The organism is Chondrinema litorale (assembly GCF_026250525.1).
GTDB lineage: Bacteria > Bacteroidota > Bacteroidia > Cytophagales > Flammeovirgaceae > Chondrinema > Chondrinema litorale.
This window is the reverse complement of sequence record NZ_CP111043.1, coordinates 2,102,698-2,119,485: the sequence shown is the minus strand read 5'-3', so window position 1 is coordinate 2,119,485 and position 16,788 is coordinate 2,102,698. Positions and strand designations below refer to the sequence as shown.

General features: G+C 32.8%; 12 protein-coding genes. 6 read left to right on the top strand and 6 right to left on the bottom strand.

Annotated features, from left to right (window positions below; all coding sequences use genetic code 11):
- Positions 1 to 13 precede the first annotated feature (13 nt).
- The gene (locus OQ292_RS08740) at positions 14 to 625 is read left to right on the top strand and encodes a DUF6134 family protein (RefSeq protein WP_284685680.1); all 612 of its coding nucleotides are present in this window, start codon (positions 14 to 16) and stop codon (positions 623 to 625) included.
- 2 nt (positions 626 to 627) lie between these two features.
- Here OQ292_RS08740 and OQ292_RS08735 read toward each other — a convergent pair whose 3' ends face one another.
- Positions 628 to 927, bottom strand: a complete 300-nt coding sequence (locus OQ292_RS08735; protein ID WP_284685679.1) for a hypothetical protein — start codon at positions 925 to 927, stop codon at positions 628 to 630.
- Positions 928 to 1,084: 157 nt separating this feature from the next.
- Here OQ292_RS08735 and OQ292_RS08730 point away from each other — a divergent pair, with 157 nt between their 5' ends.
- Positions 1,085 to 2,659, top strand: a complete 1,575-nt coding sequence (locus tag OQ292_RS08730) for an NAD(P)/FAD-dependent oxidoreductase (RefSeq protein WP_284685678.1) — start codon at positions 1,085 to 1,087, stop codon at positions 2,657 to 2,659.
- A 45-nt stretch (positions 2,660 to 2,704) separates the two neighbouring features.
- On the opposite strand, the gene OQ292_RS08725 is transcribed toward OQ292_RS08730, so the two are convergent.
- The 3 genes from OQ292_RS08725 to OQ292_RS08715 all read right to left on the bottom strand — a co-directional run bounded on the left by OQ292_RS08725 (position 2,705) and on the right by OQ292_RS08715 (position 5,602).
- The gene (locus tag OQ292_RS08725; RefSeq protein WP_284685677.1) at positions 2,705 to 4,057 is read right to left on the bottom strand and encodes an alkaline phosphatase D family protein; all 1,353 of its coding nucleotides are present in this window, start codon (positions 4,055 to 4,057) and stop codon (positions 2,705 to 2,707) included.
- Between the two features lie 97 nt (positions 4,058 to 4,154).
- Positions 4,155 to 4,721 (bottom strand): MarC family protein, encoded by a 567-nt coding sequence (locus tag OQ292_RS08720; RefSeq protein WP_284685676.1) that lies wholly within the window; start codon positions 4,719 to 4,721, stop codon positions 4,155 to 4,157.
- Between the two features lie 239 nt (positions 4,722 to 4,960).
- Complete coding sequence (locus OQ292_RS08715; RefSeq protein ID WP_284685675.1) at positions 4,961 to 5,602, bottom strand: NeuD/PglB/VioB family sugar acetyltransferase; 642 nt, start codon at positions 5,600 to 5,602, stop codon at positions 4,961 to 4,963.
- Between the two features lie 167 nt (positions 5,603 to 5,769).
- On the opposite strand from OQ292_RS08715, the gene trhO reads away from it, so the two are divergent.
- The gene (gene trhO / locus OQ292_RS08710) at positions 5,770 to 6,738 is read left to right on the top strand and encodes an oxygen-dependent tRNA uridine(34) hydroxylase TrhO (RefSeq protein WP_284685674.1); all 969 of its coding nucleotides are present in this window, start codon (positions 5,770 to 5,772) and stop codon (positions 6,736 to 6,738) included.
- Positions 6,739 to 6,821: 83 nt separating this feature from the next.
- Here the strand turns inward: trhO and OQ292_RS08705 are convergent, their stop codons facing one another.
- The gene (locus tag OQ292_RS08705; RefSeq protein ID WP_284685673.1) at positions 6,822 to 8,006 is read right to left on the bottom strand and encodes a hypothetical protein; all 1,185 of its coding nucleotides are present in this window, start codon (positions 8,004 to 8,006) and stop codon (positions 6,822 to 6,824) included.
- Positions 8,007 to 8,202: 196 nt separating this feature from the next.
- Here OQ292_RS08705 and OQ292_RS08700 point away from each other — a divergent pair, with 196 nt between their 5' ends.
- The 3 genes from OQ292_RS08700 (at position 8,203) to OQ292_RS08690 (ending at position 14,842) form a co-directional block, all read left to right on the top strand.
- Positions 8,203 to 9,819: a tetratricopeptide repeat protein gene (locus OQ292_RS08700; protein ID WP_284685672.1), complete on the top strand. Its 1,617-nt coding sequence runs from the start codon at positions 8,203 to 8,205 to the stop codon at positions 9,817 to 9,819.
- Between the two features lie 238 nt (positions 9,820 to 10,057).
- Positions 10,058 to 13,822, top strand: coding sequence for a PAS domain-containing protein (locus tag OQ292_RS08695; RefSeq protein WP_284685671.1), 3,765 nt, complete (start codon positions 10,058 to 10,060; stop codon positions 13,820 to 13,822).
- Positions 13,823 to 13,834: 12 nt separating this feature from the next.
- On the top strand, positions 13,835 to 14,842 hold the full coding sequence (locus tag OQ292_RS08690) for an ABC transporter ATP-binding protein (protein ID WP_284685670.1): 1,008 nt from the start codon (positions 13,835 to 13,837) through the stop codon (positions 14,840 to 14,842).
- 3 nt (positions 14,843 to 14,845) lie between these two features.
- Here the strand turns inward: OQ292_RS08690 and OQ292_RS08685 are convergent, their stop codons facing one another.
- Positions 14,846 to 16,636, bottom strand: a complete 1,791-nt coding sequence (locus OQ292_RS08685; protein WP_284685669.1) for an ABC transporter ATP-binding protein — start codon at positions 16,634 to 16,636, stop codon at positions 14,846 to 14,848.
- Between the last annotated feature and the right edge of the window lie 152 nt (positions 16,637 to 16,788).

The following is a 16,788-nucleotide window of genomic DNA, read 5'->3' as shown; positions in this document are numbered from 1 at the left end:
AATCTATTACTTGATGATTTTAAACAAACCAGCAACTTACTCAGCAATATTTTTTTTCCTGTATATTCTCACATTAGATACAAACTGTTTGTCTCAATCTCGAAAATATTTGGTTTACAAAGGGAATAAAGAAATTGGAGTGTTAACTATCAATAAAAAAAATATTTCCGACGAAGAACATTTTAGAATTGAAAGTGACGCTACATTTCGTGTGGTATTTGAGTTTTCTACTCAGTTTACTATGGATGCTGTTTTTAAAGCGGGCAAATTAAAAAGCTCATATACCAAAAATATTCTCAACGATTCGGAAAGAGAGTCTACATTAATTGAGCTAGAAAATGGAAAATACAAAAGATTAAAAGACGGCGAGGATCTAGATTATTTAGATATAAAACATCCAGAATATTCCATGGCACATTTATATTATCAGGAGCCAAAAAATATTTCAGAAGTATTTTCCGAAAGGTTCGGTGAGTTTCTTTCCATCAAAGAAATAAATCCTTCAGAATACGAATTAACCTTACCAGATGGCAGAACTAATATTTATACATATAAAAATGGTCGATGTAGCGAGGTAAAGGTAAACCATATGCTGGCAACGCTTTACTTTAAATTAGTACAGTAGATTTAATCCCAATAGTATTGTAATAGATGCTGATAGTAATTTTCTTCAGCCTCTAATACTTGCTTAATGAGCAGCTTGCTTAAATACACTTCACTTTTTTGTAACCTTCTTTTTATTACACCGGCTGTTTTATCAACCGATATAAAACACTTTTCATAATAGGTAAGTGTTGAAAGATACCTTCCTTTTTCCGCAAGTATTCTAAAAATATCATTTACAGAAAGTTCTCTTCTTAAATAAGCAGGCAGGTTCCTGTAAGTATGTAGTGATGTGCTACGTTCAGTTTGAAGTATTTCCTGCATAACATTATTTGTTTTAGTGGAACATACTTCTAATTTATAAGAGCAGAACGTAAGGGATTTACGGAGTAAATAATAGAAATAAAAAATGAATACAAACCTGTAATATTTGCTAGCTTTGTATCTCAACGTTTAAGGATCAATACCTTACCGTATAACTATGCTAAAAGAAGTTCGATATTCCCTCGCTCCAGCGCTTGCTTATAATGACGAAGCGCTCAATCAGTTTTTGCGAAAAAAACATACTACATCAGAAAATGATTTGGTTCGTATTAGAGTTTTAAAGCGCTCTATTGATGCCAGAGGTAAAAAGGTAAAAGTTAATGTGAAGGCATTAATTGCTAAAGGTGAACAGCTCACTCCTCTTTTAAATTATAGAAAAGATTATTCTGATGTAAGTTCAGCAGCACCTGTAGTAATAGTGGGTTTTGGTCCGGCAGGAATGTTTGCGGCTTTAAAACTAATAGAGTTGGGTTATAAACCTATCGTTTTAGAGCGCGGTAAAGATGTGCAAACCAGACGTAGAGATTTAGCCGCAATTAATAAAGAGCATATTGTAAACCCAGAGTCTAATTATTGTTTTGGTGAAGGTGGAGCAGGAACATATTCTGATGGTAAACTTTATACTCGCTCTAAGAAAAGGGGAAATTTCAGAAGAATTCTCGAAATTTTTGTGGCATATGGTGCTGTAGAAGATATACTAATAGAAGCACATCCGCATATTGGTACGAATAAGCTACCAAAGATTGTAGCAGCCATGCGAGAAGGTATTTTAGAGGCAGGTGGAGAAATTCATTTTGAAACAAGAGTAGATGATTTTATTCTTCAAAATGGAGAAATGAAGGGAGTGGTTACACACAAAGGAGATAAAATTGAAGGTATTGGGGTAATTCTGGCAACAGGCCATTCTGCAAGAGATATTTTTCATCTGTTACACAAAAAACAAGTTTATATAGAATCAAAACCTTTTGCATTAGGTGTAAGGGTAGAACATTCGCAACAATTAATAGATCAATTACAATATCATCAAGCAGATCGAGGGGAATATTTACCTGCGGCAGCCTATTCTTTGGTAAGTCAGGTAAGGTATAAAGGAAAGGAAAAAGGCGTATTCTCTTTTTGTATGTGTCCGGGAGGTTTTATTGTTCCTTCTGCTACCGCTCCAGGAGAAATTGTAGTGAATGGAATGTCTCCATCTAGAAGAAACTCTCAGTATGCTAATTCTGGAATTGTAGTTCCAGTTGATGAAGATGATATAAAAAAGTATGCGAAGCACGGGGCATTGGCTGGTTTGTATTTTCAGCAAGAAGTAGAGCAAAATGCTTTTTTAGCAGGTGGTAAAACTCAATCTGCACCAGCGCAACTACTAGGGGATTTTGTTAGAAGAAAAGCCTCAAAAAACCTTTTAGAAAGCTCATATCAACCAGGCTTAACTCCTGTAAATATGGATGCTGTTTTACCAGAACAAATTGCAGAAAGACTAAGAACAGGATTCAAGTTCTTTGGTAAGAAAATGAAAGGTTATTTAAGTAATGAAGCGCAAATTGTAGCAACAGAGAGCAGAACTTCTTCACCAGTTAGAATTCCGAGAGATAGAGATACAAGTGAGCATGTGCAAGTGAAAAGGTTATTTCCTTGTGGAGAAGGTGCTGGTTTTGCAGGAGGTATAGCTTCGGCAGCAATGGATGGGGAGTTTTGTGCAGAAAACCTGATTAAACTTTATGGAAAAAAATAGATACAAAAAGCCAGACTTATATCTCAAATAAGTCTGGCTTTTTTATCAATTTAAATCTTCTTGTAGAATACTTTTTTCCCAAACTTGCTTTCCTGTTACATCAAATATTTGAAGAGTCAGCTTTCTCTTATTCTCCTCTCCTTCTACTTTAATCATTCCGAAGTTTCTTTCAGTATACAGAGTGCCATCAACCCTTAAATAGTTGTTTTCATTTTTTGGGTTATAAGGCCCAGATGTAAGCGGTGAAACTGTAAAATCATAAAGTGGATAAGCATCTTCACTTTCTTGTAAAACTGAAAGCTCACTAAAATGTCTGTCGCCAGTTAAAAATACCACACCTTTTATATTCATCTTTCTAACCTGCTCAATAATATATAATCTCTCTTCTGGGAAAGTGGCATAGGTTTCATCAGTAACTACAGGGTTTACTAGCTGCCCTCCTACTACCACAAACTTGAAACTTGCGTCACTTACATTAAGCGCATCAAATAGCCAGTTTAGCTGTTCTTGACCTAAAACTGTTCTTTTTTCATTTGGATGCCCAACACTGCTTCTAAAATAGCGATTATCTAGTAAAAAGAATTGAACATCATTCCAGCGAAAAGTTCCTATTGTACCACCTGGGCCTAGTTCGTAGTTAGGATTTGCCCAAAAAAGCTTAAAGGCTTCTAGTGTTGTATTTTTAAAAGCATAGCTTCTTTCTGCATTATTAGGGCCATAATCATGGTCATCCCAAACGGCATAGTTATGTGTACTTGCTAGAAGTGGCTGAATTTCTTTTAATGATCTGGTATGTGTATATCTGTGTAATATACCCGAGCGAGAATCCCAGTCAACTTCTCTTAAATAAGTATTATCACCCAGCCAGAGCATAAAGTCAGGTTGTTTTTCATAGATGGATGTGAAAATCTCATAGTTTGCACCGTATGGTGCGCCGGGACGATCATAAGGATCTTCGTTTATATAAGTACAACTACCCAGTGCAAAGCTAAAATCTGGTGGATTTACCTCTGGTCTCCATTGCCACAAAGTTTGGGTTTGGAATCTTAAGGGATAATCGAACTTACACTCTTTGTTATTGATGTATAAGGCATATTCGTATTTTTTGCCCGGAGATAAAAGTTCAATTGGGATATGAGCTGTAAAAGCTGATTGTTTTTGGGTTGTTATTGTAGCTGTTTCTTTTGTAGTTTGTTTGTTGCCAGTTTCCCAGAATTTTATTTGTACATCAGCTTCTTTGTTTGTTTGAACCCAGAGCATCACTTCTCTCATAGTGGAGTAGCCTGTCATCGGGCCCGATTGTAATAGTGATTGTTGGGCTATTCCTTGATTAAGTATAAATACAAAAAATAGGAATGGCAGCGGTTTTTTGAGTATTTGTAGAGTTGAAAAAAGCATGAAAAAATGAAAGTTAGTGTTTACAGAATACTTAAAATCAGCCTGCAAATTAATACTTTCATTATTATTTCATGCTCTCTTTAGGTGATTAGCTCATTTAAAATTGAAGATTAGTTTTAATAATTTTTACAGCAATAGCTAAAAGAATAATACCGAATGCTTTTCTTAAAATATCTGCACCTGCTCTACCAAGCACTTTTTCTAACCAACCAGAAGTTTTTAAAACTAAATAAATAAATACTAGGTTGATTACGATTCCGGCAAGAATATTTGCTTGCCCAAATTCTGCTCTAAGAGTAATAATTGTAGTCATTGTTCCTGCTCCTGCAATAATTGGAAAAGCCAGAGGAACGATAGAACTAGTTTTCGCTTCAGGATCAGTTTTAAATAAATTGATGCCTAAGATCATTTCCATTCCAATTAATAAAATCACAATGGCACCTGCAACTGCAAATGATGCTACGTCAAGACCGAATAACCTCAAGATAGATTCGCCATAATATAGAAAGGCAATCATAATTACACCTGCGATAATTGTTGCCTTTTCAGACTCTATTTTGCCAGACTTTTTTCTTAAGTCTATTACAATGGGGATAGAGCCTAAAATATCAATCACTGAAAATAAAATCAGAGATACAGATAATATTTCCTTAACATTAAACATTTCCTGCTAAATTTTAATTTTTAAATGCTTTGTCTACTGGTTTTTTAAAAATAGCTGCAAAGCTAGCTCTTTATTTAGTCAAGACGCATACACAGTTAAAAAATAATAGTTAAATTTTTCTGAATAGGGTATTAAAAAGTTTAATACAGAAGCTGGAGAATAGTTTTTTTAAAGGAAGAATAAAAAAAGGTCACACTAAAATGTGTGACCTTGAGTAGAAATATTTAATGCTTTTTTTACTAAGCTTTTTCTATTGTTCCGGCTGGATTTCCAAAAACAATATCATCAGCTTCAACATTTTTTAAAACAACTGAACCCGGTGCTATTTGTGCTCTTTTACCAATCTTAATACCTGCGGCAATAGTAGCTCCAGCACCAATTAGTGCTCCTTCTCCTAGAGTAACTTTAGGGCCAATAATGCTACCAGCTCCTACTTGCACAAAATCTTCGAGTTGTACATCGTATTCGATAACAGCATTAGAGTGTATAATACAGTGATTAGGAACTTTAGCACCACTATTTACGATTGCACCCGCATTAATTAAATTTCCGTAACCTATAAAAGCATGTTTCGAAATAATAGTTTGGTCGTGAATAGCATTTACTGGCATTACTTTTCTTCTCTGCTTTAGCATATTCGAAATGCGTTTTCTCTCGCTACTCTCCTCAACTGCTACAAATGCCTCACATTTTTTTCCAATGTATTTTAAAAATCCATCATCTTTTGTGCTTCCCATTACAGAAATTTCATTGATTTCTGTATCATGTAAGCTTGAATCATCATCTAAAAAACAATATGTTATAATGTTTTTACTGGTGAATATATCTAGTGCAACTTTGCCTATGCCTGTTGCTCCAAAAATAATTACAGGGTTTTCCATGATTTCTCTTTTTCACTTATTTGAATATTCAAAGTTAGGAAATTTAAATAAGCTATTAGGTTTTGGGCTATCAAAATACAAAGCTTGACAATTATCAGTTTTTATATTTTTAATTTTTTTATTTTTGCACCTTTAAATTATTTAATCACTTAGCAGCAACTAAGAAGATGGACAACAAAGAATATTATATTTTACTGTATTACTGTTATACAAAAATTGAAAACCCTGAAGCATTTAGGGAAGAACACCACCAATTATGCCTCGATCTTAACCTAAGAGGTAGAGTTATTGTAGCAGAAGAAGGTTTAAATGGTACCATCTCTGGTCTTAAAAAGGATTGTGAGGATTACATGGAACAAGTAAAATCTGACGAGCGATTTGCTACCATTGAATTTAAAGTAGATGAACACCATGAGCATGCTTTTCAAAAATTACATGTTCGTTACAAGCCAGAAATCGTTCACTCAGATTTAGCCACAGTTGATCCTTTAACAAGAACTGGAAAATATGTAGAGCCACATGAGTTAAAGACGATGATGGAAGATGAAAATGTGGTTTTGGTAGACATGCGTTCTAATTACGAACATGAATTAGGCAGGTTTAAAGGAGCTATCACTTTAGATATTGATAATTTTAGAGATATGCCTGAAAAAGTAAGCGATCTTGAAGCTTACAAAGGTAAAAAAGTGGTTACCTACTGTACTGGAGGAATTAAGTGTGAAAAAGCTAGTGCCTACCTTATCGAACAAGGTTTTGAAGATGTATACCAGCTTCATGGAGGTATTATCAAATATGGTCTTGAACAAGGAGGAGAGAATTTTGAAGGGAAATGCTATGTGTTTGATAGTAGAGTAGCTGTTGATGTAAATAAGGTTAACCCAAAAGTAATTAGCAAATGCTATGTTTGTGGTACTACAAGTGATCATATGGTAAACTGTGCCAATTCTGTATGCAACAGGCATGTACCTATTTGCGAAAGTTGTATGGAGAAAATGGAAGGTTGTTGCTCAGATAATTGTAAATCTTCTCCCGAAAAAAGAGAATGGAATATGGAAGGTTACTATCCTACTAAATTAAATGGTTATAACCCATATAAAGATTCTAAAAGGCTAAAAAAAGAGAAACAATCTCAGTAATGAGTTTATATATAAAGAAAATTAAAAAAAAGGCTGCTTTGATTTAAATCAAAGCAGCCTTTTCTTATAAAACTTAAAAATCTTTAAGACCTATCGCTCTCTTCAGTCATTGGTACAAACTGACCTTTTTTGAGCTCATATTCTACTCCTAGTACTTTTATTTTTTCTCCTTCCATTTTAGAGGTCAATTTGGTAATATCTTCTTCAATGGTATGTATTGATCCACCTGTATCGTAAGCTATTTTTAGGTAATGTGGATGTACAACAGGTGCTTCATTAGTACCACATAGAATGATTCTTACAGGCACATGAATTTTTTCAATTAGCGAGATATCTCGAACAGGACTTTTATTATCTGCAATGAGTATCACTTCTTTAAAGTCATTGAAGCTATTAATACCGTACAGAAGTGCTTCAACATCATTTTCTTCGCTATCTCCCCCATTTCCTTCCAACATTACTTCACGCATAACACTGATTACATCTTTAATATCGTCTGGTTTAGCATCATAAATTCCACCAGTTGCCCCAACTTTCTTTTCGCTGTTTTCTGTCATGTTACCATCATTAAAGAAAACAATATGTCTCACAGCTTTTTTCTCCATGTTAAGCCTATGCCACAGTATAGCTTGTGCTCCATAATCATACATACTACCCGTCCAGTCTTTTACAATAAGCATGTCTTTCCAATCGGGGTTTCTCTCAAAAGCTTTAAATACTACTGAATCTTCAAAAGCAACTCTGCCAGTAACAATTTTTCTAACATTATTGAGTGATGCTCTTAAGCTCTTAGGAAGTATAATTCTATATTTAACCACTGCCCCATGAAACATCGTCTTTGCTTCAGTTTCATTACTACATTCAGTTTGTAGTATTAAATTCCAAGTTACATCAGAGCTTTCTTTTAATCCGGGTATAAGTTCTTTAACTGCATTAATTCTTCTATTAAGCAGTGTATCGTAATTTGTACGCCAGTCTTCTTTCTTTCTGGGGTATTGAGTAAATACCAAATCCACTTCTACTACTCTCCTTTCTCTTTCGTCGTTACCCCATGCTTCGGGGTTACTAATTTCTGCCCTAGCATACCCCATCTCAAACACAGCCTGATACTTACTATCTTTTAGTTTATATGATTGTACTTCACTATGTGTAACTTTTAAGGAGTCATCAAAAGAGAAGGCACTATTTAACTGGAAAATAAGCAAAATAGCAAGTGTTACAGCACTTTGGACTGTTACCTTACTTGTCGTTCCAAATACTGTTTTCATAAGAGAATACACAAAAAAAATATTATAATTTTCTTATTGTCAGCCCGTTATCTGGTACAATTAAGATTTATTAATAATTGTTCGTTTCGATACTTCAACGAAGGCTAATTGAAAAAAATGCAAAATTAACGCCGAAATTTCTGTGATATTACCTTCAACAAAAAAAGAGAATTATAATTCAAAAATAGATTTGATTATGAACATCAACATTAAGGCTAGTTTGGTATTGGGATTAATTTTCTCATCATTTTTTCTACAAGCACAATCTTGGCAAGAATACTATTCGCAAGGTAGAGCTGCAATTAAAAATGAAGATTATAAGGGTGCTGCAACTGTTCTGTTAAAAGCTAGAATTATGGCTTCAGAGCAAATGGATAACAAAAACGAGACTTATAGAACAATTGTAAGTAATCTGGCTAATGCATATTTTCTCCTTGGTGACTATGGAAATGCTACTGTAAATTATAGAGATTTAGAAAGAGCATTTAAAGAAGACAGAGCAACATCCACCAAAGAATATGCGGATATGCTTGAGGCTCTAGCTAAAAGTTATGAAGCTGAGAAAAAAATACCTAATGCTGCAAACTACTATCAACAAGCTTTAACTGCAAGAGAGAAAATCCAAGGAGCTGGACACAAAGACTACTATGAAACAATGCTTCTGTTTGCGAATCTTTGTATGAAAGTGAAGAAATATGATGTAGCAGGTAGTTTATATACAAAGTTATATGACTTCGGCAAAACTGGTTATAAAAGTGAGCCTGCTAAGTATAGAGAAATAGTTAAAAACTATGCAGACTTATATTTCTACACGCATAAGTTTGAAAAAGCAATTGAATTATATGATGAGCATAAAAAAGCGGCAAAGGCTGCTAGTGCAGATAAGTCTGAATATGTATATGCAGTAAAAAACACTGCAGAAGCTTACCAAAAGCTCGACAAAAAAGACGAAATGATTGCTAACTATAAAGAGTTTTTAATTCTGTATAAAGAAGTAAATAAAGATAAAAAAGAAGATTACTTAAAAGAAGTTGACGGTGTTATTGAATTACTAAAAGAACAAAATGCCTATTTAGCTGCGGTAGATGTATTGAAAACCAAGAATGATTTTATAGCCGCTGAATCAATGGATAAAGTAAACCTTCTTAATGAGATAGGTATAAATTATAAAAAAGCAGAGAAGTTTGCAGAAGCTGAAAAATCTTTTTCTGAAAGTATAGTATTGTTGAAAAAGCTCGGAAAAGAAAAAGATGCTTTATACCCTGCAAGTATGGATGAGTTAGGCAGATTGAAACTTGCAATGAATAAAACAGATGAGGCTGAAAAAATCTTTAAGGATGCTCAAGAAATTAGAAAAACTAGTTTAGGTGAAAATCACCAAGATTATGCTACAGGATTAGATAGTTTAGCTTCATTTTATGTTTTAAAAGAGAATTACAGTGAAGCAGATACATTACTTTCAAGAGCTATTTCGCTTAAAAAAGAACATCTTGGTAAAAACCATGCAGCATATGGTAACTCTTTAGCACTTCTTGGAAACCTTAGATTAAAACTAAAAGATTATAAAGAAGCAGAAAGGTTACTAATTGAGTCATCTGTTGTTACTTCGAAATATTATGGTAGAATGAGTTTAGAGAATGCAGTAAGTACAAAAAGAATTGCCGATTTGTATAAAGTACAAGAAAAATATAGTGATGCAATTAAATATTACAGACAGTCTTTAAGCATTTTTGAAGGTATAGGCAAAGGTAAGAGCCATTATACAACTTCAATTCATAATAGCATTAAAGAATCGAGTGAAGCTCAAGAGTAAAATATTTAAATCAATTTGTTGAAAAGGCTGTTACATTAAAGTAATAGCCTTTTTTATTACTACAGATTCAAGAACTTCTATTTTCATGATAAAACTTAATTTTTTAATGCTTTTTGACTGAAGGTTTTAATAAGTTTTTGTGTTTTTATATTTACACCGAATTTTTTTATAAATTCATGCTTATTTTTTAATACTAAATTTTTTTTGGAGTTCATCTGCCTAATAATAGCAATTAACCATGTCTGAAACCTCAAACACTCAAGCAAAATCATATCGTAATCTACTGATTTTTGTTTTAGCATTCCATGCGTTACTGGCTACCGGATGGATAGTCTACGATAATTATAACAATTATGTAGAAAATCCAGATCAAATCGGATTAAGTTCTTTAGTAGCCTCAGCAACAGGAATTGTATTGGTTATTATTATTTGGGTTTTACTTAGTGGTGCTGAAAAAGATGTAAAACAGGTTAGTCAGAATTCAACTGAACCGGAAGAAGAAAATCAAGATGAATTAAGTACTCCACAAGATGATCAACAAGAGCTTACTAAAACAACTGAATCTTCTCTGCTTGTTTATGATTCTCCTACCGATTTTATAAATAATGTAAAGTTTAAAATAAATGCCTCAGAAGTAGCTATTTGGCAGTATAATGCTGAAAATAGTAGCTTGACCCTAAAATTAGGAGAATCTTCTGTTCAAGAAATTGAGTATCCAGATTCTAATATATTACTTGAAAAATTTAATGAATCTACACTTATAGATATAAATGATTCAGAGTATAGTTCATTAAAAGATATTTCTGCCTTTAGTGAAAACTCATTTTTAATAGCACCTTTAAAAAGTGAGGGCGAATATACAGGTATGCTTACTGTGAGTAAAGAGTTACAGAGTTGGTCTGAGTGGGAAAAAGATTATTTGCTAAGAGCAACACCATTTGCACAGCTTTTTCTTAAATATTATTTAGTATCAGAAAAGCTTGAAGTTGTAGAAAAGGGTAGTCAAAGTACGCAGTATTTACAAGATTATCCAGATTTTGCTGTAGCAACTATAGAAGTAAACCAGCCATTTCATAAAGACGAGCTTACTACCGAAGAAGCTTTTAAAATTTTAGAGGATTCTGCTGTAATTAAAAAGAATAATGGTTATGCTGAATTTTTCGATGATAAGGCATTATTTGAAATATTAGGATTAGATGTTTTTCGTAGTTTTTTGAGTAATGATTTTGAGCTGAAAAATGAGAAACTTGCTTTAGGTACCTATTCAGGAGAAGAAAATTTCTTATTTAGTTTAAAGGGAATAACAAGTTACGCACGTCTTGAGCAAATTCATTTTATTGCTGTTAGATATACAGAGATCCAAAACGAAAAAAACATCTACTCGGAACTTATTGAAAAATCTTCTGATATTTTCCTTACCCTAGATAATGAGTTCCATATCCAGTTTTTAAATAAAAGTGCAGAAGATTTATTTGGAATAAAATCAGGAGATAGTAGTAACCTGAATATGCTATCATTCTTACCCGAAGAGAATTATGATACTTTTAAAAATGCATTAATTGATTGTTCTGAAAATGACAAAAGGAATTATTTAAAGGAAATTCCTTTCAGAAATAAGCAATATCAAACTGAATTATTTGACTGTGTTATTTATAAACTTCCGGCAACATATAAAAATAGCATTGCTCTTGAACTAAGAATTATTGAAGAGCGACTGGCTATGGAAGATGAGTTTGAGAAGAAGGAAAACTTTCTTTCAGACATATTGAATATCACAGATGAGGTAATAACAATAGTTGACAAAGAAGGTAAGATTCTTTACGAAAGTGAGAATATGAATAAACAGTTTGGTTATAACCAAGCTGAAAGACAAGGTGGGTATGGTTTCGACTATATTGCGCCTGAATTTACCCAAAAAGTTCACGAAGATTTTACTAAAGTAAAAGACTTCCCAAGTTTTCAAGGCAATAGAGTAGTTCGCTTTTTAAGTAAGCAAGGAGTTTGGGAAAACATTATTTTAAAACAGGTAAATCTTGTAGAAAATCCATTTGTACAAGGTATTGTACTCAAGTTTGCCAAAACAGATGCAACTCAGGAAATTGTTCGTGAAAAAAATGAACGTAATGAGGTGCTAGAAGAGCTGCTCAATCATTCCCCGAGAGTATATATTATGCTCGATACAGAATTTAACATTGTATTTATAAATGATACAATTAAAGATATGTATGGGTTAGATGCTAATACTTTAATTGGCAATAGCTTTTATGAGTATGTGCACCCGAATGAAATGCAGGCAATTAAAAGTAATATTCAATTTGTTCAGGCTAATCCGAGAGAATTATTAAATGCCACATTCTACTTTAAAAATGATAAAGCTATTTGGCGTAAGTCAGATAGTACAATTAATGCCCTGCAAAAAAAGAATGAAATCAGTGGATACTTAATTCAGTTAGAAGATGTAACAGATGTAGCAAATAAAGAGACTGACTTTGAATTTAGAGCTAAGTTTTACAATTCAATGCTTAGTAGTTTAAACAATATTGTCATTTTTACAGATTTTTCAGCAAATATTAAATATGCCAATCCGGTAACTAAGCAATTACTCGGGTATCAGTTAAGAGGTAATTTAAAAGATAGATTGCACTCTACATCTCATACAAATTTGATTAATGCACTTGAAGATGTGGAAAATGATATTTCTTTAACAAAAGAAGTATCAATTATGATAATTGATAAAGAAGGAAATTGGAGAAAAGCAGAAGTTTGTGTGAAAAATGCGAAGAGTTATTCCAACTTTAAAGGAGCTATTTTAGAAATTATTTTTTCAGTAAATGATGGAAAAGCCGAAGAAACGAAAAATGGTGTTCATCAAGATATTTCAATTTCTGAAAAGGCAGCACTTACTTGGTTAAATCAACATACGACAGAAGGCGTTGCGCTCTTTAAAAGAGATGGAAGCATTTTTTATAAAAATAAGCAGTTAGAAAACTTACTCAATACATCAATAGTAAATAGTCAGTCTATTAAAAATGCAGTAAAGCTAGAAGAAAGAGATAATCTACTTTCACTATTTAATAAAATCGCTGAATCTGAAGAGCAGTATGTTGAAGGCAATTTCTTTCTACAAGATTTATCAACACAAAAATCATTAAGATTTAAGTTTACTAATTTATTAGACGAGATGTATGTAAATGCCATTGAACTAACAGTGGTAGAAAATGAAGAAGAGCAAGAATTAGAGAGCGAAGAAGATACCTATTCAAGTAGTGAGAATACTTTTATAGAGACCCAGAAAGAGTTTGAAGCAGAAAATGTTTTTGTTGCTCCAATAGAAACAATACAAGAAGTTGAAACTGAGAGTGCAGAAGATTTAGTGAGTGATAATACTGCTCTAGAAATAGAGCAAAAAACTGAGGAGGAAATCCCTAAGCAAGAGTTTGAAGAAACTGTCTCGGAAACAACGAATATAGAAGAAGAAGAAATTCTAGAGCAAAATCCAATTTTTGAATATAAAGATGAAGTAATTACTCCTACTAAGCCAACACCAATTGACGGAGACCCAGAGTTTATTGATGTAAATGACATTCTTGAAAATAGTATTAAAAAGTTCGAGAGTGAGTTTGTTGGAGATACAGTAATTAGAAAGGAGTTTAAAACAGATAACTGGATTGTTTCGCCAAGAACTTTTATAGAAGATATCTTTAATAATATTTTTGATTTTTTAGCATCATCATCAAGCAACTCAGGACAAATAATGGTTACTGCACAAAAAGCAGATAACTTCTCTTTTTTCACCATTAGCGAAAACTTTTCTGAAAATTCTCTTAGAAAAGTAGCAGATAATTTTAAAACTGGAGAATTACCAGACAGTGCTATTAAGAATTTATACGATCTTAATGTAATTTTGGAAAGTCATAACGGTAAAATTAAAATCCAGTCGGAAACAGATAAAGGTATTTCTATCAATGTGCAACTACCAGGCAAGATAGGAGTAAGCTTTTGAGATTGAAATTATATGCTAGAAGTAACACGTCTTAATAAGACATATTCAAAGAGCGAGAGTAAAGCGTTAAATAATTTTTCATTTAAACTGAATAGCAAAGAGGTTTTAGGTTTAATAGGTGAAAGCGGTGCTGGTAAATCTACTATTCTTAAAATCTTGGCAGGAGTACTCGAAGCAGATTCAGGTACAGTATCTCTTAATGGAATTGTATTAGAAAAACCTTCTGAGAGATTAATTCCCGGTTATAAGGAAGTTCAAATGGTTTATCAGAATTTCGATTTGGCTCCCAACTTCACTGTTTATGAAAACATAAGGCATCCAGTTTTATATAGTAATCAAGCTTACAAAAAAAGAAGAGTTGCAGAAGTAATGGAACTCTGTGATCTTACCCATCTTCAAGATCGTTTCCCCTCTGAGATATCTGGTGGTCAGCAACAAAGAGTAGCTTTGGCAAGAGCTTTAGTAAGTGAGCCAGCAGTACTTTTGTTAGATGAGCCTTTTAGTAATCTAGATAAGATTAGAAGAAATAACTATCTCAAGCTAATAAGAAATATAGCTTCTGAGACAGAAGTTTCCATTGTTTTTGTTACACATGAAGCCAACGAAGCATTGGCAGTTGCAGACAAACTAATAGTTTTAAAATCGGGAAATATAATTCAACAAGGTTACCCGAATATTATTTACCATCATCCACTAAATAGTTATGTAGCCCAGTTTTTTGGTGAAATGAATATCTTCCCTTATGAGAAATTTAATAAGATATTTACCGGAGACAGTAATGAAGCTTGTAGCTTTTTTGGAATAAGACCAGAGCATATTTATTTGCATGGTGCTTATCCATCATTAGTACAAGGCGAGGTTAAAGAAGTGTTTTTCTTTGGAAACTACAGTTATGTATTATTAGATATTGGAGGTGGAGATACTGTCTACGTGCATTATAACGGGGAAGATTTTCCTAAAAAAGGAGAAATATTTCACTTAAATTTTGATAAGACCCAAGTGAAATATTTCTGGGAGTAATTTTTAAAGTTCTATTTCTTCTTCGCTCTTAAGCTGTTTTTCATATAGCTCTTTGTAAATGCCATTTTTAGTAATTAAAGCTTCATGATTGCCAGATTCTTTAATTTCACCTTCATCTAAAAGAATAATTTCATCTGCTAATTTGGCAGAGGAAACCCTATGTGAAATAATAATACTGGTTCTGTCTTTCATGATTTCTTTCATGCTGTTTAAAATAGCATTTTCAGTTTTTGTATCAACAGCAGAAAGGCAATCATCAAGAATCAGGATATCAGGTTTTCTTATAATAGCTCTAGCAATTGAAACTCGTTGCTTTTGTCCACCAGAAAGAGTGATACCTCTCTCTCCTACCATTGTTTTAAATCCTTCTGGGAAATCCTGTATATTACTATATAAGTCGGCAGCTTTGGAAGCAGCAATTATGTCCTCTTCAGACTTGTTATCTGAGCCGAAAGAAATATTTTCTCTAATAGTATCTGAAAACAAGAAAACATCTTGAGGTACATAACCAATGTGACTTCTCAGATTAGTGATGTTATAATCTTTAATGTTATTTCCATCAATTAGAATTTTACCATTTTCTACATCGAACAAACGGCACAGTAAGTTGGCAATAGTACTTTTTCCTGAACCTGTGGTGCCCAGAATTGCTAGTGATTTACCTTCTGTAATACTAAAATTAATATTTTTTAATGCCTGTATTCCTGAATCTTCATAAGTAAAAGAAACATTATCAAAACTAATATTTCCTTTAATTGGAGCTTCAAGGTTCTTTTCAGACTTAATCTCATTTTTAATTTTTAAGAACTGATTTATTCTTTGTTGTGAAGCAGCAGCTCTTTGTATAATACTTGTTACCCAACCCAAAGAGGTAACTGGCCAAGTTAATAGGTTTACATAAATAATAAACTCTGCAATGTTCCCTGGTGTAATTGAACCATTAATTACTTCCATACCACCTATATAAACAGTAAGTATTATACTTAGTCCTATAAGTGCGAGCATTAAAGGGAAGAATAAAGCATTTACTCTGGTTAACTTTAAAGATTTGTCTCTGTACGAAAGGCTTTCTTTAACAAACTTTTCGCTCGAATTTTTTTCACGAGCAAAAGCTTTTATTACTCTTATACCAGAAAAAGCTTCTTGCACAAATGTAGACATATCAGAAAGGCTTCTTTGAATTTCTTCAGACCTCTTATTAATGAGGTTATTTACATAATAAATACTTAATGAAAGAACTGGTAATGGTAGTAATGAATAAAATGTAAGCTTTGCATTTACACTAAGCATATAGCTAATTACTAAAACAAATGTAATTATTAGGTTTACACCATACATTAACCCAGGACCTAAATACATTCTTACTCTACTCACATCCTCAGAAATACGAGCCATTAAGTCTCCTGTATTATTTCTTCGATAAAAGCTTACTGGTAATGATTGGTAATGTTCGTATATCTCATTTTTGAGATCATATTCTATCATTCTAGACATTACAATGGTGGTTTGTCTTGTAAGAAACAAAAAGAAGCCTCTTATAAATGCCATTGCTACTATTAGTCCACCATAGAAAAATATGATGTACATGAATTCGCTGTAAAATTCACTTTGAATTTCTGTACCATTTAAAATGGGATAGACCTTTATAGTATCACTTACCAAATTAAATGCATGTCTTACCATTTGTGCTGGAAAAATGGCGAAAGCATTTGATGAAGTGATAAATATGATACCTAAAACAAACCGGTATTTGTATTTTATTAAATATTTATTGAGATAGGCGAGTTCTTTCAAAGGAGAAGATTTTAGTTAATTTTCACAAAACTAAGAATAGTTCTATACTTATTTTATCTATTTTGTTATTTATCAATATTCCTTTCAGCTAACATCTTTGGCATAGTTCAAGTTTTCTTTTTGCTAAATAATTTACCCTCAAATTGCCTTTA